Below are 23,721 nucleotides of genomic sequence, written 5' to 3' on the forward strand. Positions count from 1 at the left end.
AATGAAAATACTGATGCTGGTCAGTTCCATGCATGCCGGCGGCGCCGAGCGCGTGGCCGCCACGCTGGTCAATGCGTGGGCCGAACGCGGTGACGACGTCACCCTGACGCCGACCTATTCGTCCAAGGGCACCTGCTTCTACCCGCTGTCGGACAAGGTCAAGCTGGATTGGTTGGCGGACCTGGCGGGTACCCGCGTGTCGGGGCCGATGGCCGCGTTCAAGCGCCTGCTGACGCTGCGCCGCCACATCCGCGACACCGCGCCGGACGTGGTCGTGTCGTTCCTGACCAACGTCAACGTGGCCGCCATCCTGGCCACTCGCGGCCTGCGCGCGCCGCTGATCGTCTGCGAGCGCACCAACCCGGTCGCCGAAACCACCACCAGCACGGTCTGGCGCCGGTTGCGCCGGCTGCTGTATCCGCACGCCGACATGGTGACGGTGCAGGCGGCCGACACGGCCGGCCCGTTCTCGCGCCAGGTGCCGGGCATCAAGCGTCTGGCCGTGATCCCGAACCCCTTGCCCGCGCCGCTGCTGGACGCGCCGCTGGTGCCGCAGTATGAGGACGGCGCGCCGCGCACGCTGCTGGCGATGGGGCGGCTGGTGACCGACAAGCAGTTCGACCTGCTGATCGACGTGTTCGCGCAACTGGCGCCGGACTTTCCCGACTGGAACCTGCGCATCTGGGGCGAAGGCCCCGAGCGCGGCGCGCTGGAGGAACAGGTCGCGCGCCTGGGCCTGCAGGCGCGGATCAGCCTGCCGGGCCGCACCGAGACGCCCTGGGATGAACTGGCGCAAGGCCAGGCCTTCGTGCTCAGTTCGCTGGTCGAGGGCTTTCCCAATGTGCTGCTGGAAGCGATGGCGCTGGGCCTGCCCTGCGCCGCATTCGACTGCCCCAGCGGCCCGCGCGAAATGACGCGTGATGGCCAGGACGCGCTGCTGGTGCCCGCGGGCGACCGCGACGCGCTGCGCGAGTCGCTGCGCCGCCTGCTCGGCGACGTGGCGTTGCGCCGGCAATTCGGCCAACGCGGCGCCGCGGCGGTGCGCCAGCGCTATGCGCTGGCCAGCGTGCTGACGGAATGGGACGAATTGTTCGAAGCCGTGAGGGAAGGCCGATGAGCGCGGCGACCTTGCGCGTGGTGCATGTGATCGCCGGCCTGGGGCAGGGCGGCGCCGAATCCGTGCTGTGGCGCCTGTCCACCTATCCGGGGCAGGCGGTCGAGCACATCGTCGTGTCGCTGACCGACGAGGGCGTCTACGGCGAGCGGCTGCGCGCCGCCGGCGTGACGGTGCATACGCTGGACATGCCGCGCGGCCGCATCACGCTGGGCGGCTTCCTGGCCTTGCGTCGACTGATCGCCGCTGCCCGCCCCGACGCCGTGCAGACCTGGATGTACCACGCCGACCTGATCGGCGGCCTGGCGGCGCGCCTGGCGGGCGTGCGCGCCATTGCCTGGGGCATCCGCAATTCCGGCGCCCATCTCGAGCGCAGCAGCCGCTCGGCCCGCATGGTGCTGCGCGCCTGCGCGCTGCTGTCGGGCGTGCTGCCCGGCGCCATCGTCTGCGCCGCGCAGGACGCGGCCGAACGGCATGCGGCCAAGGGCTATCGCCGCGATCGCATGGTGGTGATCGCCAACGGCTACGACCTGTCGCGCTACGCGCCCGACGCGGCCGCGCGGGATCGGGTGCGCGGCCAGTGGGGCCTGGCCGGCGACGTGCCGGTGATCGGCTGCGTGGCGCGCTGGGACCCGTTGAAGGATCACGCCAATCTGTTGCGCGCGGTGGCGGCGCTGGTGCGCGACGGCCGCGACGGCGGCCTGCGCTGCGTGCTGGTGGGGCGCGGCATGACCGCGGACAACCCTGAATTGATGGCGCTGGTCGACAAGCTCGATCTGCGCGAACGGCTGGTGCTGGCCGGCCCCAGCGATGACGTGCCCGCCGTGATGAACGGACTGGACCTGCACGTGCTGTCCAGCTGCGCCGAAGGCTTCCCCAACGTGGTGGCCGAGGCCATGGCCTGCGGCGCCTATTGCGTGGCGACGGACGTGGGCGATGCCGCCTATATCATCGGCGACACCGGCGTGGTGGTGCCGCCCGAGCAGCCCGAGGCGCTGGCGCGCGGCATCGAGACCGCGCTGCGCGAGGTGGCGTCGCGTGGCCGCGGCCGCGCCGGCGAGGCCGGCCGGGCGCGGGTGCTTGAGAATTTCGACCTGGCGCGCATGGTGCAAAGCTACGCCGCGGTGTGGCGCCGTCTGTCCGGAGCATCGGCATGAGCGCCGCCCGTCGTCTGCTGTTCGTGGTCAACAACCCGGCATTCTTCATGTCGCACCGGCTGCCGGTGGCGCAGGCCGCGCAGCGCGCCGGCTACGACGTGCACGTGGCCACGATGGACGGCCCCGCCGTCGCCGACATCGTCGCGCTGGGCATGACCCATCACGTGATCCCGATGACGCGCAGCGGCAAGCGTCCGTTGCAGGAGCTGGGCACGCTGCTGGCGTTGCTGCGCCTGTTCCGGCGCCTGCGGCCGCAGGTGGTGCACCTGGTGACCATCAAGCCCGTGCTGTACGGCGGCATCGCCGCGCGCCTGGCGCGCGTGCCGGGCATGGTGGCCGCGATTTCCGGGCTGGGCTTCGTGTTCCTGTCCAATACCCTGAAGATGCGCCTGGTGCGCTCGGTGGTGGCGCGCCTGTATCGCCTGGCGCTGGGCCATCCCAACAGCCGGGTGATCTTCCAGAACGCCAGCGACCGCGACCTGCTCAAGTCGCTGGGCGCCGTGCGTGACGAACAGGTGGTGCTGATTCGCGGCGCCGGTGTCGACCTGGACCAGTGCCAGGCGCTACCCGAGCCAGCGGCGCCGCCGGTGGTGGCCACCATGGTGGCGCGGCTGCTGCGCGACAAGGGCGTGTGGGAATTCGTCGAGGCGGCGCGGCTGCTGCGCGCGCGCGGCGTGCCCGTGACCATGCGGCTGGTGGGCGGCGTGGATGCCGGCAACCCGACCTCGGCCACGCCCGCCGAGGTCGAGGCCTGGCAGCGCGAAGGCTGCGTCGAGGCGCTGGGCGAACGCTCGGATGTGCCACAGTTGTATGCGGCGTCGCACATCGCCGTGCTGCCGTCCTATCGTGAAGGCCTGCCCAAGTCGCTGATCGAGGCGGCCGCCTGCGGCCGCGCGGTGGTGACCACCGACGTGCCGGGCTGCCGCGACGCGATCGACCCGGACAGGACCGGGCTGCTGGTGCCGGTGCGCGACCCGCAGGCCCTGGCCGACGCCATTGCCCGGCTCGTGGACGACGCGGCGCTGCGCCAATCGATGGGAGCGGCCGGCCGCGCCTTGGCCGAGCGCGAATTCAACATCGAGCGGGTGGCCCGCATCCACGTCGAGCTGTACGACACGCTGAGCGCCTGATTCCGCCTCAGTGGCCCAGCGCGGCGCCGTCGCGCCGGGGGTCGGCGGCGCCATCCAGCCCTTGCGGCGTCACGCGGATCGCGGCGGCGCCGCTTTTCATTTCCACCTGTTCGATCTTGTGGCCCTGCGCGGCCAGCCGTGCGGCGGCGTCCGCCGGCACGCGGCCCTTTTCGACCTGGCTGCGGCCGGTGTTGCCCGCCACGTGCGGCAGCGCCAGCGCATCGGCCGGGCGCAGGCCCCAGGCCAGCGTGCCGACCACGGCCTGGGCGATGTAGTCGACGATGTAGCCACCGCCCGCCGAACCGGTGACCAGCGCCAGCTTGCCGTCGCGGTCGAACACCATGGTGGGCGCCATCGACGTGACCGGCCGCTTGTTGGGCGCCATGGCGTTGGGCGCGCCCTTGCCATGCGCCGACGAGAAATTGGTCAGCGCGTTGTTCAGGAAGAAGCCGTGCGGCATCAGCCACGAGCCGAAGTTCAGGTTGATGGTGGTGGTCATCGACAGGGCATTGCCGTGCGCGTCGACGATGGCGACCTGGCTGGTCTCGGTGGTGCCGGGCGCCTCGGCGCCGGCCGGCGCCGGCACGCCCGCGAACACGCCGGGACGCGGATGCGTCACGGCCTTGGCGGACAGCAGCGCGGCGCGTTCGCGCGTGTAGTCGGGCGCGATCAGCTGGCGCACCGGCGCCTTGACCTGGTCCGGATCGCCGATATAGGCCAGCCGGTCGGCGCGGGCGATGCGGGCGGTGTCGATCAGCAGGTGGTCGGCCGCGGCCGAGCCGGGCGCCAGCGTATCGATGCGGCGCGCGGCCAGCATGCCCAGCTGCTGCAGCACGGACACGCCGCCGAAGCTGGGGGGCGGGAAGGTGCAGACCTTCCATGACAGGAAGGGGCCGCAGATCGGCGTGCGTTCGGCCGGACGATAGGCGGCCAGGTCCTGCGCCTGGATCAGGCTGGGGTACTTGCCCGCGCCCACGGCGGCGAGGACGTCGGCGCTGAGCGCGCCTTGGTTGATGGCGTCGGGATCGGCCGCGACCTTGCGTAGGGCATCGGCCAACAGCGGATTGCGGACAGTGGCGCCGACCGGCAGCACCTGGCCCTGCGCGTCGTAGAAGACCTTGCGGATCGCCGGATTCTCGGCCAGCTGCGGCAGCCGCTGCAGGCTGTCGTGCAGATAGGGCGACATCGGGAAGCCGTCTTCGGCGCTGCGGATGCCGGCCTGGAACAGGCTGGCCCACGGCAGCTTGCCGTAGCGCTGGTGCGCCAGCGCCATGACGCGCACCGTGCCGGGCACGCCCACCGGGCGGCCGTAGCGCGCCACGTCCTTGAGCGGCAGGGTGTCGCCGTTGACGTCGGTGCGCAGGCTGGCGGTGGCGCGTGCCGGGGCCGCGGCCAAGCCGTCCAGGGCTGACAGCGTGGCGCTGCCCTGGTCCCACACCAGCATCAACGAACCGCCGCCCAGGCCGGACGATTGCGGTTCGACCACGGTCAGCACCATCTGCACGGCGATGGCGGCGTCGACCACGCTGCCGCCGCGCTTGAGGGCGTCGAGCCCGGCGGCAGCGGCCAGCGGATTGGCGGCGGCGACGATGCCGGCTTGTGTCTGGGACTGCGTCTGAGCTTGGGCCTGGGCGGAGGCGGCCGCGCACAAGGCGATGGCGGCCAGGAACCGTACGGTGCTGCGGGCTAGCGTAGGCATGGGGCGCTCCGGGTGGGACGACGGGCCATTATTCGCCCGTCATGGCGTCCTGTCCATAGCGGCCCCGGCGCGGGCGGGCGTGCCGTTGCAGCACCGGGCCCGCCGCCGCGGCGAGCGCCTACCTCGGGTTGCGTCGCGCGATGGCGTCGATCCAGAAGCGGGTGGAGGGGTCCTGCGGCGCGACCTGCTGCTGCGGCGAGTCCAGTTCGCGGATGATGTTCTTGGCCAGGGCCTTGCCGAATTCCACGCCCCATTGGTCGAACGGGTTGATGCCCCAGATCACGCCTTGCGCGAACACCTTGTGCTCGTACAGCGCCAGCAATGCGCCCAGCGTGTAGGCCTCCAGGTGCGGCAGCACGATCAGCGATGACGGCCGCCCGCCCGGATGCACCTTGTGCTGCGCCAGCAGGCGCGCGCGCGCCGGATCGGCCTCGACCTGCGAGGTTTCGGCCAGCGCTTCCTCGAACGACTTGCCGCGCAGCAGCGCGGCGCGCTGGGCCAGGCAATTGGCGATCAGCAGTTCATGGTGGCGCGCGTAGGCGTGGTCGGGCTGTTCGCACAGGATGAAGTCGACGGGCGCGCCCGCGGTGTCCTGGTGCAGCCATTGGAAGAAGGTGTGCTGGCAGTCGGTGCCCGGCATGCCCCAGACGGCGGGGCCGGTCGGCACGCCGGTGGGGCTGCCGTCCGCCGTGGCCACCTTGCCCAGCGATTCCATCTCGAGCTGCTGCGCCCAGGGCACCACGTGGAAAAGGCGCGAATCGTACGGCGCGATGACCAGCGAGTCGAAGCCCAGCACGCTGCGGTTGACGACGCCGGCCAGGGCCAGTTGCAGCGGCGCGTTCTCGGCCAGCGGCGCGTGGCGGAAATGCTCGTCCATGGCGGCCGCGCCCGCCAGCAGTTGATCGAAGGTGTCGTTGCCCAGCGCCAGCGCCACCGGCAGGCCGATGGCCGACCAGAGCGAATAACGGCCGCCGACCCAATCCCAGAGCTGGAAGATGTGGTCCGGCGAGATGCCCAGGTTGAGCGCGGCCTCGACGTTGGCCGTCACGGCCACCACCTGCTTGATCGGATCCGCCACGCCGGCGTCGCGCAGCCAGTTCATGGCGACTTCGGCATTGGCCAGCGGTTCGGTGGTGGTGAACGACTTGGACGCCACGATCACCAGCGTTTCGTGCGGGTCGAGGCGCACCATGGCGTCGGCCACGGAATGCGAATCGACGTTCGAGGCGAAGTGCACTTCGCGATGGATGCCGCCGTAGCGCAGCGCCCGGTTGACCAGGCGCGGCCCCCAGTCGCTGCCACCGATGCCCAGGTGCAGCACGCAGCGGTAGCGCTTGGCGGCGTCGGCCGCGCGCACGAACTGGCGCACGCGCTCGCGCTCGGCCAGCACCGCGGCGGCCACCATGGCCGGCGGCTGGGGCGCGCGCAGCGCGGTATGCCAGGCCGGGCGCTGCTCTGTCCAGTTGGCGTTGCCGCCGTCGAACAGTTGCGCGCGGGCGGCCTCGAAGCCTTGCTGCTCCAGCAGCGCGGCGGCGGCTTCCTGCAATGCCGGCGAATGCGCCTGCGCGGTCAGGTCCAGGCGCAGCCCGGGGGCGTTGATCAGTCGCAATTGCTCGCCGCGCCGGTCGGCGTTGCGTGCCTCGGTGGCGAAGCGTTTCCAGGCGGGGCTGTTGAGCAGGGACATGTTCTTAAAAGGGCAGGGAGGCGTCGGGCGCCAGTTTAGCCAGTTCGCGCCGGAAGTCACCCTGGATGCGCGCCAGCGCCTCGGCGGTTTGCGCCTCGAAGCGCAGCACCACGACCGGCGTGGTGTTGGAGGGGCGCGCCAGGCCGAAGCCGTCGGGATACTCGGCGCGCACGCCGTCGATGGTGACCACGCGCACAGCGCCGGGGAACTGGCCCTGCTCCTGCAGCGCCTGCACCAGCGTGAACGGCTGGCCTTCTTCCATTTCCAGCTTCAATTCCGGGGTCGAGACGTCCTGCGGCAGGGCCTCCAGCGGCGCGCCGGCATCGGCGTGGCGCGACACGATTTCCAGCAGGCGGGCGCCGGTGTAGAGCCCGTCGTCGAAGCCATACCAGCGTTCCTTGAAGAAGATATGGCCGCTCATCTCGCCGGCCAGCGGCGCGCCGGTCTCGGCCAGCTTGGCCTTGACCAGCGAGTGGCCGGTCTTCCACATCAGGGGCTCGCCGCCCGCCGCCTGCACCGACAGCCCGACATGGCGGCTGCACTTGACGTCGTAGATGATGGTGGCGCCGGGATTGCGTTCCAGCACGTCGCGGGCGAACAGCACCAGCTGGCGGTCGGGCCAGATGATCTGGCCGGACTTGGTCACCACGCCGAGGCGGTCGCCGTCGCCGTCGAAGGCCAGGCCGAGTTCGCAGTCGGTGGTGGCCAGGCAGTGGATCAGGTCCTGCAGGTTCTTCGGTTCGGCCGGGTCGGGATGGTGGTTGGGGAAGGTGCCGTCCACTTCGCAGAACAGCTCGGTGACCTCGCAGCCCAGGGCGCGGAACAGCTTCGGGGCGATGGCGCCGGCGACGCCGTTGCCGCAGTCGATCGCGATTTTCATGGGGCGGGCGAGCTTCACGCCCGAGGCGACGCGCGCGATGTACGCGGCCACCAGATCCAGCTCGCGGCGCACGCCGGTGCGGGCGGCGGGCGCGTCGGCGGCGCCGTTCATACGGCGCGCCAGGGCCTGGACGTCCTCGCCATACAGGGCGCGGCCGCCCATCATCATCTTGAAGCCGTTGTACTTGGGCGGGTTGTGGCTGCCGGTGATGGCCACGCCCGAGCCGGTTTGCATGATGTGGGTGGCGAAGTACACCAGCGGCGTGGGCACCTGTCCGATATCCAGGGTATCGACGCCGCCCTCCAGCATGCCTTCCTGCAGCGCCTGCGACAGCATCTCGCTGCTCAGGCGGCCGTCGCGGCCCACCACCAGCGTCTGCACGCCCTGGTCGTGCGCGACCGCGGCCAGCGCGGCGCCCAGCGATCGGGCAAAGCGCGCGTCGATCAGATCCGGCACGGTGCCGCGGATGTCATACGCCTTGAAGACGGAGGAGGGGAATTGCGCGTTGTCGGCCACGTCGGATCCTTATTGTTTGCTACGGCTTGCCGCGGCAGGACCGTCCGGGAGGGCGGCGGCCTGCTGGTAAACCCGGATGCCGGCGCATGCCGGCCCAGGGGGGGCGGAGTTGAATTATCCTCCATTGGCCGGCCGCGTGCCGCCCTGATCTGGTGCGCGATGGGGGCCCTTTTCGCCTTGTTCCGGTGCGCCGGCGCAACGGAACCGGACCCTTCCTATCTTGGCGACCGATGGCATGGAACTTGCTGGTCATCCGAAGGTGATACGCTTGTCATGCAAGCAGAAAGACCAGAAAGACCGGAGGGGCCCATGGGAGCCAAAGTATCCACAGTCACGTCATCGGGCGGCGCCAGGCGCAGGCGCGGGCCGCCCACGGACTTCGTCGGGCCGGCGGCCGGGCGGGAACGCCGGCTCGACGTTCATGTATTCGTATCGCCCGAGGGCGAACTGGCCACGGGCCGCGCCTGGGAGCGCTGTGTCTGGCGCGACGCCCGCGTGCTGATCGCCGAATGCCCGGCGCCGCATCTGCCGGCCTCGGTCGAAAGCGCCTTGCGCGGGATCGCCGCCAGCGTGGCGCGGGATCGCGCCTGGCAGGGCATGGGCACGGTGGCCTTTTCGCTGGATGACCGCAGCGGCGTGTTCCGCGTGATCCGCGCCGAGGCCCAGCCGCGTTCGGGCGCCGCCGTGGCCGATTTCGAGCCGGTCGCGGCGCATGCGCTGGAAGTGCGCATCGACGGTTGCGCCGATCGCCACATGCCGTGCACGCACCTGCTGGTGTGCGGCGCCACCCGCGGCGAAGCGCTGCGGCGCGCCTATCGCGCCCTGTCCGAAATGCCCGGCCCCGCCGGCGTGGACCGGGCGTTCCTGATGAACCGCATCGCCTCGCGCGCCTATTGCACGGGCCTGACGGGCACGCGCCTGGACCAGGCGGTCGGCTAAGGCCGCCGCGCCCGCTCTGCCTCTACAATAGTCCGCACCAACCTTGAACAGCGCCCGGGCGCGGCCCGGCGCGATTTTTCCGTGCGGCGCCTATGACCTTGCTGAGCGAATTGCAGACCCTCCTGGGCGAGTCCCATGTGCTGACCGGCGCCGATGCCGAACCTTTCGCGCTGGACTGGCGCCGCCGCTATCGCGGCCAGGCGCTGGCCGTGGTGCGGCCCGGCTCCACGCAGGAAGTGGCCGATGCCATCAAGCTGTGCGCGCGTCATGGCGTGCCGGTGGTGCCGCAGGGCGGCAATACCGGCCTGTGCGGCGGCGCCACGCCCGACGGCTCGGGCAGCGCCGTGGTGCTGTCCACCGCGCGCCTGAACCGGGTGCGCGCGCTCGATACCGACAACGACACCATTACCGTGGAAGCCGGCTGCATCCTGCAGGCCGTGCAGCAGGCCGCCGCCGACGCCGGCCGGCTGTTTCCGCTGAGCCTGGCGGCCGAGGGCAGCTGCACCATCGGCGGCAACCTCGCCACCAACGCCGGCGGCACCCAGGTGCTGCGCTACGGCAACACGCGCGACCTGGCGCTGGGGCTGGAAGTGGTCACCGCCGAGGGCGAGATCTGGAATGGCCTGCGCGGCCTGCGCAAGGACAACACCGGCTACGACCTGCGCGATCTCTACATCGGCAGCGAAGGCACGCTGGGCATCATCACCGCGGCCACGCTCAAGCTGTTCCCGCGGCCGGTGGCGTCCTGCACCGCGCTGCTGACGCTGGACAGCATCGACAACGCGGTCGAGCTGCTGTCGCGCGCCCGCGCCGGCTTCGGCGCCGCGCTGACCGGCTTCGAACTGATGAGCGGCGACTGCCTGCAGGCGGTGGTGCGCCTGTTCCCGCAGCAGCGCCTGCCGTTCGACGGCGCGTCCGCCGCCTCGCCGTGGTTCGCGTTGCTGGAGCTGTCCGACAGCGAAAGCGAGGCGCATGCGCGCGAACGCTTCGAGACGGTGCTGGGCGAGGCCATCGAGGCCGGCCTGGTGAACGACGCGGCCATCGCCGCCAACGTCGCCCAGAGCAAGGCGCTGTGGCACCTGCGCGAAAGCATTCCGCTGGCCGAGGCCGAGCTGGGCAAGTCGGTCAAGCACGACGTCTCGATTCCGATCTCGGCCATCGCCGGTTTCGTGCACCAGACCAACGGCCTGCTGCAGGCGCGCTTTCCCGGCGTGCGCCATGTGATCTTCGGCCACCTGGGCGATGGCAACCTGCACTACAACGTCGCCAACGCGCCGGGCCAGACCGAGGCCGAACTGCTGGCGCTGCAAAGCGATATCTACGGCGTGGTGCACGACAGCGTGCATGCGCATGCCGGCTCCATCAGCGCCGAGCACGGCGTCGGCCAGCTCAAGCGCGACGAGCTGCCGCGCTACAAGAGTCCGGTCGAGCTGGCCCTGATGCGCCGCATCAAGCGCGCGCTCGACCCGCAAGGCCTGATGAATCCCGGCAAGGTGCTGCAAGCCTGAGCGGGGCGCACACAACCTTCTTTCCATGGGGAACGAGAACATGGCGGCCAGTCCCGCAGCGGGTGCGAATCACCGGATCCTGATCGTCGAGGACGATCACATCATCGCCGGCAATCTGTACACCTTCCTGGAAGCGCGCGGTTTCCTGCCGGACGTGGCCTACAGCGGCCCCGCCGCGCTCAAGCGCCTGGAAGAGCAGCGGTTCGACGCGATGATCCTGGACATCGGCCTGCCCGGCATGGACGGCCACGCGGTCCTGCACACCGTGCGCGCGGACCGGCGCCTGCCGCTGCCGGTGCTGGTGCTGACGGCGCGCGACAGCCTGGACGACAAGCTGGCCGGTTTCTCCCATGGCGCCGACGACTACCTGACCAAGCCCTTCGCGCTGCTCGAGGTCGAGGCGCGCCTGCTGGCGCTGATCCAGCGCGCCAAGGGCTCGACCGTGGACACGGTGCGGGTGTTCGGCGACCTGTCCTATGACACCCGCAGCCGCGTTGTGTCGATCGGCGGCAAGCCGGTGCACCTGACGCGCAAGGCCATCATCATCCTGGAAGCGCTGCTGCGCGATCCGGGCCGGGTGGTGTCGCGCGAGGAACTGGAATCGCAATTGTGGGGCAGCGAGCCGCCGTCGTCCGACGCCCTGCGCAGCCAGGTCCACCTGCTGCGCCGCGCCCTGGCCGACGCCGGCTTCGACGGCATCGAGACCATGCACGGCACCGGCTGGCGCCTGGTGACGGCGGAGCGCGGCGCATGAGCCGGATCGCGGGCAGCGGGACCCTGACGCAACGGGTGGTGTGGGCGCTGACCGGCACCGTGGCGTTGTTCGTGACCGCGCTGGCCCTGCTCGCCTACCTGACGTTCGACCAGATGGAAGACGATCTGGTGAACGACATCCTCAACACCGAAATGGACCGCCTGGTGCAGCATGCCCGCACCAGCGACCAGTTCCTGCCACGCCGCGGCGCCCGCGAACTGGGCGGCTCGATGCGCGCCTGGCTCAGCGTCGACGGCGAGGCGCCCGTCGGCATGCCGGAGGAAATCCGCGGGCTCGACAACGGCCTGCACCTGATCGAGCCCGGCGCCTACACCTGGCACGTGATGGTGGCCGACACCGGCAACGGCAAGGTCTACCTGCTGTATGACGCCACCGACAACGAAGAGCGGGTGCACGATTTCGGCCTGATCGTGCTGGGGGTCGGCGCGATCTGCGTGGTCGGGGCCTACGCCCTGTCGCGGCGGGTGGCGGCGGTGGCGGTGGGTCCCTTGCTGGACCTGACCGACCGCCTGTCGACCTGGGCGCCCGGCGCGCCCGACCTGGCCGTGACCCGCGACGACGAGGCGGGCCGGCTGATCGAGGCCTTCAACCGGGTGCAGAACCAGGTCGACCGCTCGATCGCGCGCGAACGCGAGTTCGCCGGCAACCTCAGCCACGAGGTGCGCACGCCGCTGGCCGCGATCCGCTCCGACAGCGAACTGATGCTGCTGACCCAGGACCTGACGTCCGACCAGCGCCAGCGGCTGACGCGGGTGATCGACAACGTCGACGACGTCATCGTCTGCCTGGAAAGCGCCCGCGCCATGGCCCGCGACCAGATGCGCCCGCCCGAGCCGGTCGACCTGTCCGAATGCATGCTGGACGCCTGGCGCGGCTACGAGACCCAGGCCGGCATGGCCGAACTGCGTTTCGACAACGTCATCCCGGCGGACCACATCCGCATCCTCGACCGCTACGCGTTGCTGACCGTCCTGCGCAACCTGGTGCGCAACGCGGTCGAACATGCGGCGCCGGCCACGCTCACGGCCAGCCTGGGCGCCGACGGCGCACTGCAGTTGAGCGACGACGGCAAGGGCATCGCGACGGACGACCTGCCATTCCTGTTCCGCCGTTACTACAGCGGCCGCCTGCGGGATTCGGGCACGGCCGGGCGCGATGAAACCGCGCGCGGCCTGGGGTTGGCCATCGCCAAGCGGGTCTGCGACATGCAGGGCTGGACGCTGACGGTGGATTCGTCGCGCGAGGGGCCGCAGCGCGGCACCCGTTTCACCTTGCGCCTGGACGCGGCGGGGGGCGCGGCGTAGGGCAACCACGGGGGCGACGGCAGGGGCTACTTCAGGGGGCTACTTCAGGGGCGCCAGCCCGTTCCCGGCGAGGCCGAATTTGACGAATTTTCGACTATCGGCCGCCTAAGCTGTTTGCTTCGGCCGAGCGCCATCGTCCCCCGCGCTACATGTCACCCATTTCTCCGCCAGCGGCCGTCCGGCCGACGCCCGCTTTCTACTTTTCCACGCATGTCCTCGGGGTGACGCTGATGCTGGCGTGCCTGGCATGGTGGGTCAACGTCTCAGGCCTGGACCTGGCCATCGCCCGCGCCCTGTTCAGCGTGCCGCTGGACGACTTCCCCCTGCACACCAACCGCTGGCTCGAACTGGTCGGCCATCGCATGGTGCTGGCCCTGCCCATCGGCATGGCGCTGGGCGCGATCGGCGTGGCCGCGGCCAGCTACCGCATTCCCGCGTGGCGCCACCTGCGCGGCGCCGCGCTGGCGGTGGCGGCGACCTGTATCGTGGGGCAGCTGGCCGTCACGCAGCTCAAGCACCACACCACCCTGCCGCGCCCCTTTGACCTCGAGACGCTGGGCGGGTACACCCCGTATCCGCTGTCATGGTGGACCTGGGATCGCGCCAAGGCGGGCGGGGCGCTGCCGAGCGGCCACGCCGGCGCCGGCTACTCGATGCTGACCCTGTATTTCGCCGGCTGGGCCGCGCAGCGGCCCGGATGGCGCTGGTGGGGGCTGGCCGTGGGCATCGCCGCGGGCGTCGGGTTCTCGATCGTGCGCGTCCTGCAGGGCGCGCATTTCCTGAGCCAGACGCTGTGGTCGGCGGCCCTGATGTGGCTGCTGGCCGCACTGTTCTTCTGGCCGGTGCTGCGGGGCCCGACCGCCTCGCGCGGCCCGGCCCGCATGCCCGGGGTTCAATTCAGCAGCACGCCCGGCAGCCACAGCGAGAACGCCGGCACGTAGGTGACCAGCGCCAGCGCCGCCAGCAAGGCGCCGTAGAATGGCCAGATGGTCCGCATCACGGTGCCGACCGAGACCCCGCCGATGGCGCACCCCACGAACTGTGTGGTGCCCACCGGCGGCGTGTTCAGCCCCAGCGCGCAGTTCAGCAGCATCACCATGCCGAATTGCACCGGCCCCATGCCGTACTGCATGCAGATCGGCAGGAAGATCGGGGTGCAGATCAGGATGGTCGCGGCCATGTCCAGGAACGTGCCCAGCACGAACAGGATCACGTTGACCATCAGGAAGATCGCCCACGGGCTGGTGGACACCGACGCCATCAGCTCGCCGGTCTTTTCCGCCACGCCGTAGAAGCTGATCAGGTAGCCGAAGGTGGCCGAGATGCCGATCAGCAGCAGCACCACGCCGGTCGTCTTGACCGCCTTGCTGGCGGCCCGTACGAACTGGTCCCAGGTCAGCGAGCGGTAGACGAAGACCGTCAGCGCCAGCGCGTACAGCACGGCCACCGCGGCCGATTCCGTGGCGGTGAAGACCCCGCTCAGGATGCCCACGATGATCAGCACCACCACGAACAGCCCCGGCGTCGCGGCCACCAGCGAGCGCGCCACGATGTGCCAGCCGGGAAACGTGCCGGCCGGATAGCCGCGGCTGCGGGCCACGAAATACGCCGCCGCCAGGTTGCACAGCGTCAGAATCAGCGCCGGCACCACGCCGGCCGCGATCAGCGCCGCGATCGACACCTTGCCGCCCGCCGCCAGCGTGTAGATGATGATGTTGTGGCTGGTCGGCATCAGCGCGCCCACCAGCGCCGCGTGGGTGGTGACGTTGACCGCGTAGTCGGCGTGGTAGCCCTCGCGCTTCATCATCGGGATCATCACCGAGCCCATCGCCGACACGTCCGCCACCGGCGAGCCCGACACGCCGCCGAACAGCGTGCAGGCCACCACGTTGGACATGCCCAGGCCGCCGCGCACGTGGCCCACCAGCGACTTGGCGAAGGCGACGATGCGGTCGGCGATGCCGCCGTACAGCATCAGTTCGCCGGTGAAGATGAAGAACGGGATGGCCAGGAACGAAAACGCATTCATGCCCGAGGTCATCTGCTGGAAGGCCACCGCCAGCGGCAGGTCCTCGTACATGATCGCGGTGATGGACGACAGCCCGATGGCGAACGCCACCGGCACGCCGATCACCAGGAAGCCCATGAAGGTGAACGAGAGTAGGGTCAGCGCCATGCCGGTACCACCTTTTGGTTGCGCAACAGGGCGATGATGTGCTCGATCGAGAACAGCGCGATCAGTACGCCGGAGAGGGCCGCGGGCACGTATTTCCAGCCGTTGGAGATGCCAAGATTGGGAATCTTGTAGGCCCACACGGATTCGGCCAGCAGGGCGCAGTTCCACGCCATCAGCGCGCCGAACAGCAGCACCAGCAGGTGGATGAATATCTTCAAACGCCGCTGGCCGGCCGCCGGCAAGGCGTCGACCAGCGACTCGAAGCCGATGTGGCCGGCGTCGCGCACGCCGACGGCGGCGCCCAGCATGGTGACGTACAGCACCAGCAGCAGCGCCAGGCTCTCGGCCCAGGTGGGGGTGCTGTTCAGCACGTGGCGGCCGAAGATCTGCAAGGTGACCGCGATGATCAGGCAGACCAGCCCGAACACGCTGGTCCACATGCACAGGCGCGCCAGCCGGGCGCAGCCGCGGGAAAAGACGTCCAGCGGGGCAGCCGGGGCATGCGCCCGGCCCCCCGCCGCGACATCCGGGTCATGGGTGGAGGTAGCCAACATGCGGATTCCTTATTGGACGGCCTGGATCTTGGCGACCAGGTCTTTCATGTCCGGCGTGGTGACGAAGCGGTCGTACACCGGCTTCATCGCCGCCTGGAACGAGGCCTTGTCCACCTCGATGATCTGCGAGCCGGCCTTCTCGACCACCGCGCGCGACTTCTGTTCGCGCTCGTCCCACAGCTTGCGCATGTAGGGCACCGATTCGCGCGCGGCCTCGCGCAGGATCTTCTGGTCCTCGGCCGACAGCTTGTCCCATTGCCGCTTCGAGAAGATCAGCATTTCCGGTGTCATGGTGTGCTCGGTCAGCGCGTAGTACTTGGCGACCTCGTAGTGGTGCGCGCTTTCGTAGCTCGGATAGTTGTTCTCGGCCGCGTCCACCAGGCCGGTCTTGAGCGAGGTGTAGACCTCACCCATCGGCATCGGCGTGGCGTTGCCACCCATGGCTTCCACCATCGCCACCGACAGATCCGACTGCTGCACGCGGATCTTCAGGCCCTTGGCGTCGGCCAGCGTCTTGATCGGCTTGTTGCGCGTGTACATCGAGCGCGAGCCGCTGTCATACCAGGCCAGGCCGACGAAGCCGGCCGACTCGCAGGACTTCAGGATCTGTTCGCCGAGTTCGCTGTCGAGCACCTTGTGCAGATGATCCTTGGAGCGGAACAGGAATGGCAGCGACGGCACGCGGGTGGTCTGGCAGATGTTGTGCATGGCCGCGCTGGACACGCGCGCCATGGCCAGCGCGCCCATCTTCACCTGCTCGATCGAGTCGTCTTCATTGCCGAGCGCGCCGCCGGCGTACACCTTGATGGTGATGCGGCCGTTGGTGCGCTGCTTGACCAGTTCGCCGAACTGGCGCACGGCTTGCACGGTGGGGTAATCGTCGGGATGGATGTCCGCGGAGCGCAGCTCGGCGGCATGGGTGGCGGGAATCAGCGTCAGCAAAGCGGCCGCGGCCAGGATGGCGCGGGTCAGGGTCGGGCGCAACATGTCTACCTCCGGTTGGGAGTACGGCGTTTCGTTGAGGGCCATTGCGGCCCCGAAGCTCTTCGATGTGTACGGACCTGCTCACTACTCGTGCTTGGGCGCCTGGGGCGCCGCGGTCGGGTGCTAACCGGCGCTTGCGGTTTCCTCCAGGCCCCGCGCGCCGGGGCGCAGGGCAAAGACGGCGCCGGCGGCGGAATCGGGGGCGGCGTCCGCGGGGCGGATGGACGTGACCAGCAGCAGGTCCAGGTCCGGCCCGCCGAAGGCGCACATGGCGACGCGGGCGGCCGGGACGTCCAGGCTGCGGTCGAGGCGGCCGTCCGGCGTATAGCGGTAGATGCGGCCGGCTTCGTTGCCGCAGATCCAGTAGCCGCCGTCGGCGTCGACGGCGGCGCCGTCGGGCCGGCCGGCCGGCAGTTTCGGGATGAAGACGCGGCGGTTGCGCGGCAGGCCGCTGTCGATGTCGTAGTCGAAGGCCCAGACCACCTGCCGCGACGGGTGCGAGTCGGACAGGTACATGGTCCTGCCGTCGGGGCTGAAGGCCAGGCCGTTGGGCACGATCAGGTCGTCGACGATCGCTTCCAGCGGCTGGCCGGGCGCATGGCGATACAGTTTGCCGGCGTTGCGGGCCAGGCCCATGTCCATGACCATGGTGCCGGCCAGGAAGCGGCCCTGGCGGTCGCAGCGGCCGTCATTGAAGCGCATGCCGGGCGCGCCATGGCGCACCGGCGCCAGCGGCCGCGGCTGGCAGGGTTGGCCGGCCACGAGCGGCCCGCAGGCGTACAGGCCGTCCTCCATCGCCAGCAGCCAGCCGTCGCCGCGCGGGGCGAGGCAGCCGGCCATCTGCGGCAGCGTCCAGTGATCGAGCCGGTCGCTGGCGGGCGTCCAGCGCCACAGCGCGCGGCCGGGGATGTCGGTCCAGTGGAACGCCTGGTCGGCAGCGCGCCACACGGGGCTTTCGCCCACGCCGCAAAGCAGGGTTCCGATGCGTTCGGCAGAGGTTGCCATGATGGGGAAGAGGGGTGTCAGCGCGGGGGGAAGGGGAACGGGCCGGCCTTGACGAACGCGCCACCCTGGTAGCGCGCGGCGGGGTCGTCGGCCGCCAGCGGCGGCTGCGCCTCGACCTGCGCGCGGAAGATTTCGGAGGAGTCCCCGGGGGCGAAGCCGAGCGCGGCGGCGCCGTGGTTGTCCCACCAGCTGTCGCGGTTGGCCGACGCGCCATAGGCGATCAGGTGGCCCACGTCCGGCGTGAACAGCGAGCGCACCACCAGGTCGGTCAGGTCGTCGTGGCTGAGCCAGGTCACCATCATGCGGCGGTCCTTGGGCTCGGGAAACGACGAGCCGATGCGCAGGCAGACCGTCTCGATGCCGTAGCGGTCGTAGTAGAAACGCGACAGGTTTTCGCCGTAGGCCTTGCTCAGGCCGTAATAGCCGTCGGGCCGCAACGGCACGTCGGCATCCAGGCGCGCGCCCTGTTCGTAGAAGCCGATGACGTGGTTCGAGCTGGCGAACACCACGCGCCGCACGCCGTGGATGCGCGCCGCTTCGTAGACGTGATAGACGCCCTGGATGTTGGCCGGCAGGATTTCCTCGAAAGAACGCTCCACGGAAACGCCGCCCAGGTGCACAATGGCGTCGGTGCCGCGCACCAGTTCGGAGACGGCGGCCGGATCGGCCAGGTTGCACGGCACGACCTCCTCGCCGGCCGCGGCGGGCGCCATGGCCGCGACGTCGGAGACCCGCAACACGTCGGCATGGGCTTTCAGCCGCGGGCGCAGGACCCGGCCCAGGTTGCCGGCCGCGCCGGTCAATAACAGGCGATGACAGCGGGGGGAGGCAGGCATGCGGTCGACGGCTAGGCTCATGGCGCAACGCTCGGTGGATGGCGCGGTGGAGTGGACTTACCTGGTACGTTATCGTACAACCTGTCCAAAGTATAATAAGCACGAAATTTTGCAGTCAAGCGCCACGCAACCGCTCTCGGATAATCCCTGATGAACGCTCCTGTCGATACCCCCGTCTTGCCGCAGCGTCGTCCTCGGAACCTGGCCCAGGGCCTGGTCGAGAGCATCTCCGAACGCATCCGCGGCGGTGAGATCCGCCCCGGCGACAAGCTGCCCACTGAATCCGAGATCATGCGGCAGTTCGGCGTCAGCCGCACCGTGGTGCGCGAAGCCTTGTCGCGGCTGCAGGCCTCGGGCCTGGTCGAAACGCACCACGGCGTCGGCACTTACGCGCTCGAGCCCAGCGGCAGCGGCGATTTTCGCGTCGACCCGGCCGATATCGCCACGGTGCGCGATGTGCTGGTGCTGCTGGAACTGCGCATCTGCCTGGAAAGCGAGGCCGCCGGCCTGGCCGCGATGCGCCGCAGCGAGGCCCAGCTGGCCGAGATGCGGCGGGCGCTGGACGCCTTCAAGGGCGCGCTGGACAGCGGCGGCGACACCATCACGCCCGACTTCCAGTTCCACCTGTTGGTGTCGCAGTCCACCGACAACCGTTATTTCGCCGACCTGATGTCGCACCTGGGCTCGGCCATCATTCCCCGCACCCGCATCAATTCCGCCAAGTTCGCCCACGAAGACCGCGCCGCCTACCTGGCCCGCGTCAACCTGGAGCACGAGGACATCTACAGCGCCATCATGCGCCAGGATGCCGAGGGCGCGCGCGCCGCGATGCGCACCCACCTGAGCAACAGCCGCGAACGCCTGCGCCGCGCGCAATGACGCCGATCCGCGAGCGCGCCCGAGGGTAGCCGGGCGCCTTGCGTGGCGCGTTGGCATCGAAATCGGATGTCATACAACATGACAAGGTTGTCATCCACCTGATACGGGCCTCGTGCCGCGCCGCCGCCGGCGCTGCGGCGCGTCAATCCGCGTTAACCTTGGCCGTTTTCAATCACCGGACGGCAGGCATGGTTTGGCTGGGTAAGCGCGGCGCATCAACGGATTCCATTTGTCTGGGGAGGGCCGCCGCATGCGCCGCCTGACGCTCCGTTTCATCGTGTCCGTGCTGGTTCTGCTGACGCTGAGCCGGCTGGGCCTGTCGCTGTGGATGTGGGACCGGGTCGAGGCGGCCGGCGGCCTGTGGCCGGTGCTGTTCGGCGGCCTGCGCATCGACGTCTGCCTGCTGTCCATGGTGATCGCGCTGCCGGCGGTGTTCTCGCCGTGGCTGGGGCACCGGCCATGGGCCGCGCGCGTCACCGCCTGGTGGTTCCGCGTCTGGTGGATGCTGTACGTGCTGCTGGAAGTCTCCACGCCGCAGTTCATCGCCGAATACGACACGCGCCCGAACCGCCTGTATTTCATCTACCTGCTCAACCCGAAGGAAGTCGGCTCGATGCTGTGGCAGGGCTACAAGGGCGTGTTGCTGGCCGCCCTGGTGGCGCTGCTGGTGGCCGCTTGGCTGGCGGTCAAGCTGTTCCCGGCGCGGGTGCGCGATCCGTTCCTGGCGTGGTGGAAGCGGCCGCTGGCGTCGCTGGCGATCCTGGCGCTGGTGGTGCTGGGCGCGCGCGGCACGCTGGAGCATCGCCCGATCAACCCGGCCAAGGTCGCGTTCAGTTCGGACGCCATGGTCAATTCGCTGGCGCTCAATTCGCTCTACAGTGTGTTCGATGCCGCCTACCGCATGCGCGACGAACGCTCGTCGGCGGCGATGTATCCGAAGATGCCGGTGGACGAGATGAACGCCATCGTGCGCGACAAGGCGGGCCTGACGGGCGCGCCGCTGGATGCGCGCTACCCCAGCCTGCACGAGCAGAAGGCCACGGTGCGGCGCGACAAGCCGCTCAACCTGGTGATCATCCTGCAGGAAAGCCTGGGCGCGCAGTATGTCGGCAGCCTGGGCGGCAAGGACCTCACGCCCAACATCGACCGCCTCGGCAAGGAGGGCTGGATGTTCCACCGCGCCTACGCCACCGGCACGCGCTCGGTGCGCGGCATCGAGGCGGTCACGGCGGGCTTCCTGCCCAGCGTGGCCGACGCGGTGGTGAAGCTGCCGCGCTCGCAGACCGGTTTCTTCACGCTGGCGCAGGCGCTGGGCAAGCATGGCTACCACTCGCGCTTCGTGTACGGCGGCGAATCGCACTTCGACAACATGCGCGCCTTCTTCCTGGGCAACGGCTTCAACGAGGTGGTCGATCGTCCGAAGTTCGAGAACCCGGTGTTCGAAGGCTCGTGGGGCGCGTCCGACGAAGACATGTTCACCCAGGTCGACCGCCTGCTGCGCGCCGACGGCGACAAGCCGGTGTTCACGCTGGCGTTCTCGGTCAGCAACCATTCGCCGTGGGAATATCCGGCGGGCCGCATCCAGCCGGTGGGCGATCCCGCCAGCGTCGACAACACCGTGCGCTACGCCGACTGGGCGCTGGGCCAGTTCTTCGACAAGGCGCGCAAGGCGCCGTACTGGGACAACACCGTGTTCCTGGTGATCGCCGACCACGATTCCCGTGTGTACGGCTCGATCCCGGTGCCGGTGCGGCACTTCCAGATCCCGGCCCTGATCCTGGGCGCCGGCATCGCGCCGCGCCAGGATGAACGCATCGTGAGCCAGATCGACATGGCGCCCACGCTGCTGTCGCTGATCGGGCTCGACAACGTCAACCCGATGCTGGGCGCGGACCTGACGCAACGCGATCCCAACCGCGCGCTGATGCAGTACGCCGACAATTTCGGCTACCTGCAAGGCGACAAGCTGCTGGTGCTGGAACCGTCCAAGGCGCCGCGCGAATTCCGCTACCGCGCCGCGCCGGTCGGGCAGGACGAGACCTACGAGCCGGTCGAGCCGGCGGATGAAGCCCTGACCAAGGAGGCGCTGGCGCACGCGCTATGGGCCAGCTGGGTCTACCGCGAAGAAAAATACCGCCTGCCTTGACTTCACCCCGTCCGGGGCTGGGGCCGGTTTGATCCCGCTCAAACCGGCCCGAAGCCAGCCCTCGCACACTCGCGCTCATGACTTTTCCCGATCCGCTCGCCGGTCCGATCCGGCCCCCTGTCGCTGATGCAACCGACGCGCCCGCGTCCGCCCCGGCCCCGCGCTGGCGTGGCTGGCCGGTGCCGCGTGGCCGCCTGGCCTGGCTGACCGGCGTGTTCAGCACGCTCATGATCGGCGTCAGCACGCTGTTCTGGTGCCTGCTGCTGTTTCCCATGGCGCTCTTGAAACTGGCGCTGCCGTTCGCCGCGGCCAGGCGCCGCATCGATCCGATCCTGAACGGCATCGCCACGGCCTGGATCAGCGTCAATACCGCCTGGTTCACGCGCATCCAGCGCGCGCCCTGGGACGTGCGCGGCAACACCGGCCTGCGCTACGCCGACTGGTACCTGGTCAACTGCAACCACCAGTCCTGGGTCGATATCTTCGTGCTGCAAGGCTCGCTGAACCGCCGCATCCCGCTGCTGAAGTTCTTCCTCAAGCAACAGCTGATCTACGTGCCGGTGATCGGGCTGGCGTGGTGGGCGCTGGACTTCCCGTTCATGAAGCGCCATGGCAAGGCGGCCTTGCGCCGCAATCCGGCCCTGGGACGCCAGGACCAGGAAACCGCGCGCCGCGCCTGCCAGAAGTTCTCGCTGGTGCCGACCAGCGTGATGGTGTTCGCCGAAGGCACGCGCTTCACGCCGGCCAAGCGCGATGCGCAGGGCTCGCCGTACCGCCACCTGCTCAAGCCCAAGGCGGGCGGGCTGGCGGTGTCGCTGAACGCGATGGGCACGCGCTTTCGTTCGATGATCGATGTCACCATCGCCTATCCGGCGGGCGTGCCCAGCTTCTGGGATATGGCCTGCGGCCGCATGGGCGAGGTGCGGGTGCGCATGCATCACGTGCCGGTGCCGCCGGCCTTCTGCGAAGGCGACTACAGCCGCGACAAGGCTTTCCGCACCGAATTCCACCACTGGCTGGGCCAGCAATGGCAGGCCAAGGATGACGAGATCGAGGCGTTGACGGCCGATGCGGCCGCCACGCCCCGATCCTGACGGGCGCCGCTCAGACCCGCGCCGGCAGCACCGTGCCCGAGCATTCGCCGAAGCCGATGCGCGGGTAGCCGGCCTTGACGCACTCGGCGCGCATGATGACCTGGTCGCCATCCTGCAGGAAGGTGCGCTTCTCGCCCCAGGGCAGCTCGATCGGGTTCTTGCCGCCGTGGTTCAGTTCCAGCAGCGAACCGGCTTCCGACGGCTGCGGGCCCGACAGCGTGCCGGTGCCGAGCATGTCGCCCGGCTGCAGGTTGCAGCCGTTGACCGTGTGGTGCGTGATCAGTTGCGCCACGTTCCAGTACGCATCGCGGAAGTTGCTGCCCGACAGCCGGGCCGGCGCCTGCTTGCCGGCGCGCGACTGTTCGGTCGTCAGAAGCACTTCCATCCGCACGTCGTAGGCGCCCTTGGCGCGGTTGGCGTCGGAGGCCAGGTACGGCAGCGGCTGCGGCTCGGACGGGCCGCGGTTCCATTGCGTGCGGAACGGCTCCAGCGCTTCCAGCGTGACGATCCACGGCGAAATGGTCGAGGCGAAGTTCTTCGCCAGGAACGGGCCCAGCGGCTGGTATTCCCAGGCCTGGATGTCGCGCGCCGACCAGTCGTTCAGGATGCACAGGCCGAACACGTGGGCGTCGGCGTCCGCCAGCGCGATGCGGTCGCCCTGCGTGTTGCCGGTGCCGACGAAGATGCCCAGTTCCAGTTCATAGTCCAGCCGTGCGCAGGGGCCGAACTGCGGCGCCTCGCCCTCGTTGGCGGGACGCGTCTGGCCGACGGGGCGGGCGAACTTCTGGTCCACGCCGATGCTGGAGGCGCGGCCGTGGTAGCCGATCGGCACCCACTTGTAGTTCGGCAGCAGGGGATTGTCGGGGCGGAACTGCTTGCCCACGGCGGTGGCGTGGTGCACCGAGATGTAGAAGTCGGTGTAGTCGCCGATGCGGGCGGGCGTGGTGTATTCGGCGTCGGCCTGGGCCACCAGCAGCGGCTCGACCGTGGCGCGCAGCGCGGCGCCTTCGCGCAGGGCGCGCGACAGCGCCAGGCGCAGCGCGCTCCAGTGGGCCTGGCCCAGGGCCATCAGCGCATTCAGGCTGTCGCCCTGGCAGGCGGCCAGCGCCTCGGCGGCGGCGCCCTCGAACGGCTTGGCGGCGGCCAGCGCGGCCAGGTCGGCGATCTGGTCGCCGATGGCCACGCCGGGGCGGAAGGATTCCTGCGAGCCCTTGCGGCGGAACGCGGCGTAGGGCAGGTTCTGCACCGGGAAGTCCGACGTCCCCGTGTTGGCGCTGGCGATCCAGCTCTTCAGGGACGGGTCGTGGGTTTCGTTGATGGGAGAGGTCATGGCGGGAATGT

20 protein-coding genes are annotated in these 23,721 nt (G+C 69.8%); 11 read left to right on the forward strand and 9 right to left on the reverse strand.

Annotated elements, in window-relative coordinates; all coding sequences use genetic code 11:
- The first annotated feature begins 1 nt into the window (after window position 1).
- Genes I6I07_RS11070 through I6I07_RS11080 form a run of 3 tightly spaced genes read left to right on the forward strand, consistent with a single transcriptional unit; the run spans window position 2 to window position 3,401 of the window.
- A complete protein-coding gene (locus I6I07_RS11070; protein ID WP_198486663.1) occupies window positions 2–1,117 on the forward strand; it encodes a glycosyltransferase family 4 protein in 1,116 nt (371 codons plus the stop codon).
- The gene (locus I6I07_RS11075) at window positions 1,114–2,271 is read left to right on the forward strand and encodes a glycosyltransferase family 4 protein (RefSeq protein WP_198486664.1); all 1,158 of its coding nucleotides are present in this window, start codon (window positions 1,114–1,116) and stop codon (window positions 2,269–2,271) included. The genes I6I07_RS11070 and I6I07_RS11075 overlap by 4 nt, the downstream gene beginning before the upstream one ends.
- The gene (locus tag I6I07_RS11080; protein WP_198486665.1) at window positions 2,268–3,401 is read left to right on the forward strand and encodes a glycosyltransferase family 4 protein; all 1,134 of its coding nucleotides are present in this window, start codon (window positions 2,268–2,270) and stop codon (window positions 3,399–3,401) included. The genes I6I07_RS11075 and I6I07_RS11080 overlap by 4 nt, the downstream gene beginning before the upstream one ends.
- Window positions 3,402–3,408: 7 nt before the next feature.
- Here I6I07_RS11080 and I6I07_RS11085 read toward each other — a convergent pair whose 3' ends face one another.
- From I6I07_RS11085 to I6I07_RS11095, 3 genes are all read right to left on the reverse strand, one after another.
- Window positions 3,409–5,100, reverse strand: a complete 1,692-nt coding sequence (locus tag I6I07_RS11085) for a gamma-glutamyltransferase family protein (protein WP_232626036.1) — start codon at window positions 5,098–5,100, stop codon at window positions 3,409–3,411.
- A gap of 118 nt (window positions 5,101–5,218) precedes the next feature.
- Entirely contained in the window at window positions 5,219–6,784 is a 1,566-nt protein-coding gene (gene pgi, locus I6I07_RS11090; RefSeq protein WP_198486666.1) for a glucose-6-phosphate isomerase, read from the reverse strand.
- Window positions 6,785–6,788: 4 nt separating this feature from the next.
- On the reverse strand, window positions 6,789–8,180 hold the full coding sequence (locus tag I6I07_RS11095) for a phosphomannomutase/phosphoglucomutase (RefSeq protein WP_198486667.1): 1,392 nt from the start codon (window positions 8,178–8,180) through the stop codon (window positions 6,789–6,791).
- A 309-nt stretch (window positions 8,181–8,489) separates the two neighbouring features.
- Here I6I07_RS11095 and I6I07_RS11100 point away from each other — a divergent pair, with 309 nt between their 5' ends.
- From I6I07_RS11100 to I6I07_RS11120, 5 genes are all read left to right on the forward strand, one after another.
- Window positions 8,490–9,119 carry a BPTD_3102 family carboxylase-like protein gene (locus I6I07_RS11100; RefSeq protein ID WP_198486668.1) on the forward strand — a complete coding sequence of 210 codons (630 nt, stop codon included), beginning with the start codon at window positions 8,490–8,492 and terminating at the stop codon, window positions 9,117–9,119.
- A gap of 92 nt (window positions 9,120–9,211) precedes the next feature.
- The gene (locus tag I6I07_RS11105; RefSeq protein ID WP_198486669.1) at window positions 9,212–10,627 is read left to right on the forward strand and encodes an FAD-binding oxidoreductase; all 1,416 of its coding nucleotides are present in this window, start codon (window positions 9,212–9,214) and stop codon (window positions 10,625–10,627) included.
- Window positions 10,628–10,667: 40 nt separating this feature from the next.
- Complete coding sequence (locus I6I07_RS11110; protein WP_198486670.1) at window positions 10,668–11,381, forward strand: response regulator transcription factor; 714 nt, start codon at window positions 10,668–10,670, stop codon at window positions 11,379–11,381.
- On the forward strand, window positions 11,378–12,706 hold the full coding sequence (locus I6I07_RS11115; RefSeq protein WP_198486671.1) for a sensor histidine kinase: 1,329 nt from the start codon (window positions 11,378–11,380) through the stop codon (window positions 12,704–12,706). Before I6I07_RS11110 ends, I6I07_RS11115 begins: the two co-directional genes overlap by 4 nt.
- Before the next feature lie 149 nt (window positions 12,707–12,855).
- Window positions 12,856–13,647: a phosphatase PAP2 family protein gene (locus I6I07_RS11120; protein ID WP_198486672.1), complete on the forward strand. Its 792-nt coding sequence runs from the start codon at window positions 12,856–12,858 to the stop codon at window positions 13,645–13,647.
- Here I6I07_RS11120 and I6I07_RS11125 read toward each other — a convergent pair.
- The 5 genes from I6I07_RS11125 to I6I07_RS11145 form a co-directional block, all read right to left on the reverse strand.
- On the reverse strand, window positions 13,599–14,882 hold the full coding sequence (locus I6I07_RS11125) for a TRAP transporter large permease (protein ID WP_006391382.1): 1,284 nt from the start codon (window positions 14,880–14,882) through the stop codon (window positions 13,599–13,601). The genes I6I07_RS11120 and I6I07_RS11125 overlap by 49 nt on opposite strands.
- Window positions 14,873–15,436, reverse strand: a complete 564-nt coding sequence (locus tag I6I07_RS11130) for a TRAP transporter small permease (RefSeq protein WP_198486673.1) — start codon at window positions 15,434–15,436, stop codon at window positions 14,873–14,875. The genes I6I07_RS11125 and I6I07_RS11130 overlap by 10 nt, the downstream gene beginning before the upstream one ends.
- 9 nt (window positions 15,437–15,445) lie before the next feature.
- The gene (locus I6I07_RS11135) at window positions 15,446–16,423 is read right to left on the reverse strand and encodes a TRAP transporter substrate-binding protein (RefSeq protein ID WP_198486674.1); all 978 of its coding nucleotides are present in this window, start codon (window positions 16,421–16,423) and stop codon (window positions 15,446–15,448) included.
- 120 nt (window positions 16,424–16,543) lie between these two features.
- Window positions 16,544–17,425, reverse strand: coding sequence for an SMP-30/gluconolactonase/LRE family protein (locus I6I07_RS11140; RefSeq protein ID WP_054428969.1), 882 nt, complete (start codon window positions 17,423–17,425; stop codon window positions 16,544–16,546).
- A 17-nt stretch (window positions 17,426–17,442) separates the two neighbouring features.
- A complete protein-coding gene (locus I6I07_RS11145) occupies window positions 17,443–18,261 on the reverse strand; it encodes an NAD-dependent epimerase/dehydratase family protein (RefSeq protein ID WP_232626037.1) in 819 nt (272 codons plus the stop codon).
- Window positions 18,262–18,411: 150 nt separating this feature from the next.
- Between I6I07_RS11145 and I6I07_RS11150 the strand changes: the two genes are divergently transcribed.
- The 3 genes from I6I07_RS11150 to I6I07_RS11160 all read left to right on the forward strand — a co-directional run bounded on the left by I6I07_RS11150 (window position 18,412) and on the right by I6I07_RS11160 (window position 22,380).
- Window positions 18,412–19,140, forward strand: a complete 729-nt coding sequence (locus I6I07_RS11150; RefSeq protein WP_198486676.1) for a FadR/GntR family transcriptional regulator — start codon at window positions 18,412–18,414, stop codon at window positions 19,138–19,140.
- A gap of 250 nt (window positions 19,141–19,390) precedes the next feature.
- Window positions 19,391–21,286, forward strand: a complete 1,896-nt coding sequence (locus I6I07_RS11155) for an LTA synthase family protein (protein ID WP_198486677.1) — start codon at window positions 19,391–19,393, stop codon at window positions 21,284–21,286.
- Window positions 21,287–21,465: 179 nt separating this feature from the next.
- Window positions 21,466–22,380 (forward strand): acyltransferase, encoded by a 915-nt coding sequence (locus I6I07_RS11160; RefSeq protein WP_198487487.1) that lies wholly within the window; start codon window positions 21,466–21,468, stop codon window positions 22,378–22,380.
- Window positions 22,381–22,390: 10 nt separating this feature from the next.
- Here the strand turns inward: I6I07_RS11160 and fahA are convergent, their stop codons facing one another.
- Window positions 22,391–23,710 carry a fumarylacetoacetase gene (gene fahA / locus I6I07_RS11165; RefSeq protein ID WP_198486678.1) on the reverse strand — a complete coding sequence of 440 codons (1,320 nt, stop codon included), beginning with the start codon at window positions 23,708–23,710 and terminating at the stop codon, window positions 22,391–22,393.
- Window positions 23,711–23,721 lie beyond the last annotated feature (11 nt).

The organism is Achromobacter deleyi (genome assembly GCF_016127315.1).
GTDB lineage: Bacteria > Pseudomonadota > Gammaproteobacteria > Burkholderiales > Burkholderiaceae_B > Achromobacter > Achromobacter insuavis_A.

What these genes read in the sequence shown, in the direction of transcription:
- I6I07_RS11115 (WP_198486671.1), top strand. Translation starts at nt 11,378, where the DNA reads ATGAGCCGGATCGCGGGCAGCGGGACCCTGACGCAACGGGTGGTGTGG.
- I6I07_RS11075 (WP_198486664.1), top strand. Translation starts at nt 1,114, where the DNA reads ATGAGCGCGGCGACCTTGCGCGTGGTGCATGTGATCGCCGGCCTGGGG.
- I6I07_RS11135 (WP_198486674.1), bottom strand. Translation starts at nt 16,423, where the DNA reads ATGTTGCGCCCGACCCTGACCCGCGCCATCCTGGCCGCGGCCGCTTTG.
- I6I07_RS11150 (WP_198486676.1), top strand. Translation starts at nt 18,412, where the DNA reads ATGAACGCTCCTGTCGATACCCCCGTCTTGCCGCAGCGTCGTCCTCGG.
- I6I07_RS11155 (WP_198486677.1), top strand. Translation starts at nt 19,391, where the DNA reads ATGCGCCGCCTGACGCTCCGTTTCATCGTGTCCGTGCTGGTTCTGCTG.
- pgi (WP_198486666.1), bottom strand. Translation starts at nt 6,784, where the DNA reads ATGTCCCTGCTCAACAGCCCCGCCTGGAAACGCTTCGCCACCGAGGCA.
- I6I07_RS11110 (WP_198486670.1), top strand. Translation starts at nt 10,668, where the DNA reads ATGGCGGCCAGTCCCGCAGCGGGTGCGAATCACCGGATCCTGATCGTC.
- I6I07_RS11140 (WP_054428969.1), bottom strand. Translation starts at nt 17,425, where the DNA reads ATGGCAACCTCTGCCGAACGCATCGGAACCCTGCTTTGCGGCGTGGGC.
- I6I07_RS11100 (WP_198486668.1), top strand. Translation starts at nt 8,490, where the DNA reads ATGGGAGCCAAAGTATCCACAGTCACGTCATCGGGCGGCGCCAGGCGC.
- I6I07_RS11130 (WP_198486673.1), bottom strand. Translation starts at nt 15,436, where the DNA reads ATGTTGGCTACCTCCACCCATGACCCGGATGTCGCGGCGGGGGGCCGG.
- I6I07_RS11080 (WP_198486665.1), top strand. Translation starts at nt 2,268, where the DNA reads ATGAGCGCCGCCCGTCGTCTGCTGTTCGTGGTCAACAACCCGGCATTC.
- I6I07_RS11125 (WP_006391382.1), bottom strand. Translation starts at nt 14,882, where the DNA reads ATGGCGCTGACCCTACTCTCGTTCACCTTCATGGGCTTCCTGGTGATC.
- I6I07_RS11070 (WP_198486663.1), top strand. Translation starts at nt 2, where the DNA reads ATGAAAATACTGATGCTGGTCAGTTCCATGCATGCCGGCGGCGCCGAG.
- I6I07_RS11145 (WP_232626037.1), bottom strand. Translation starts at nt 18,261, where the DNA reads ATGCCTGCCTCCCCCCGCTGTCATCGCCTGTTATTGACCGGCGCGGCC.
- fahA (WP_198486678.1), bottom strand. Translation starts at nt 23,710, where the DNA reads ATGACCTCTCCCATCAACGAAACCCACGACCCGTCCCTGAAGAGCTGG.
- I6I07_RS11120 (WP_198486672.1), top strand. Translation starts at nt 12,856, where the DNA reads ATGTCACCCATTTCTCCGCCAGCGGCCGTCCGGCCGACGCCCGCTTTC.
- I6I07_RS11085 (WP_232626036.1), bottom strand. Translation starts at nt 5,100, where the DNA reads ATGCCTACGCTAGCCCGCAGCACCGTACGGTTCCTGGCCGCCATCGCC.
- I6I07_RS11105 (WP_198486669.1), top strand. Translation starts at nt 9,212, where the DNA reads ATGACCTTGCTGAGCGAATTGCAGACCCTCCTGGGCGAGTCCCATGTG.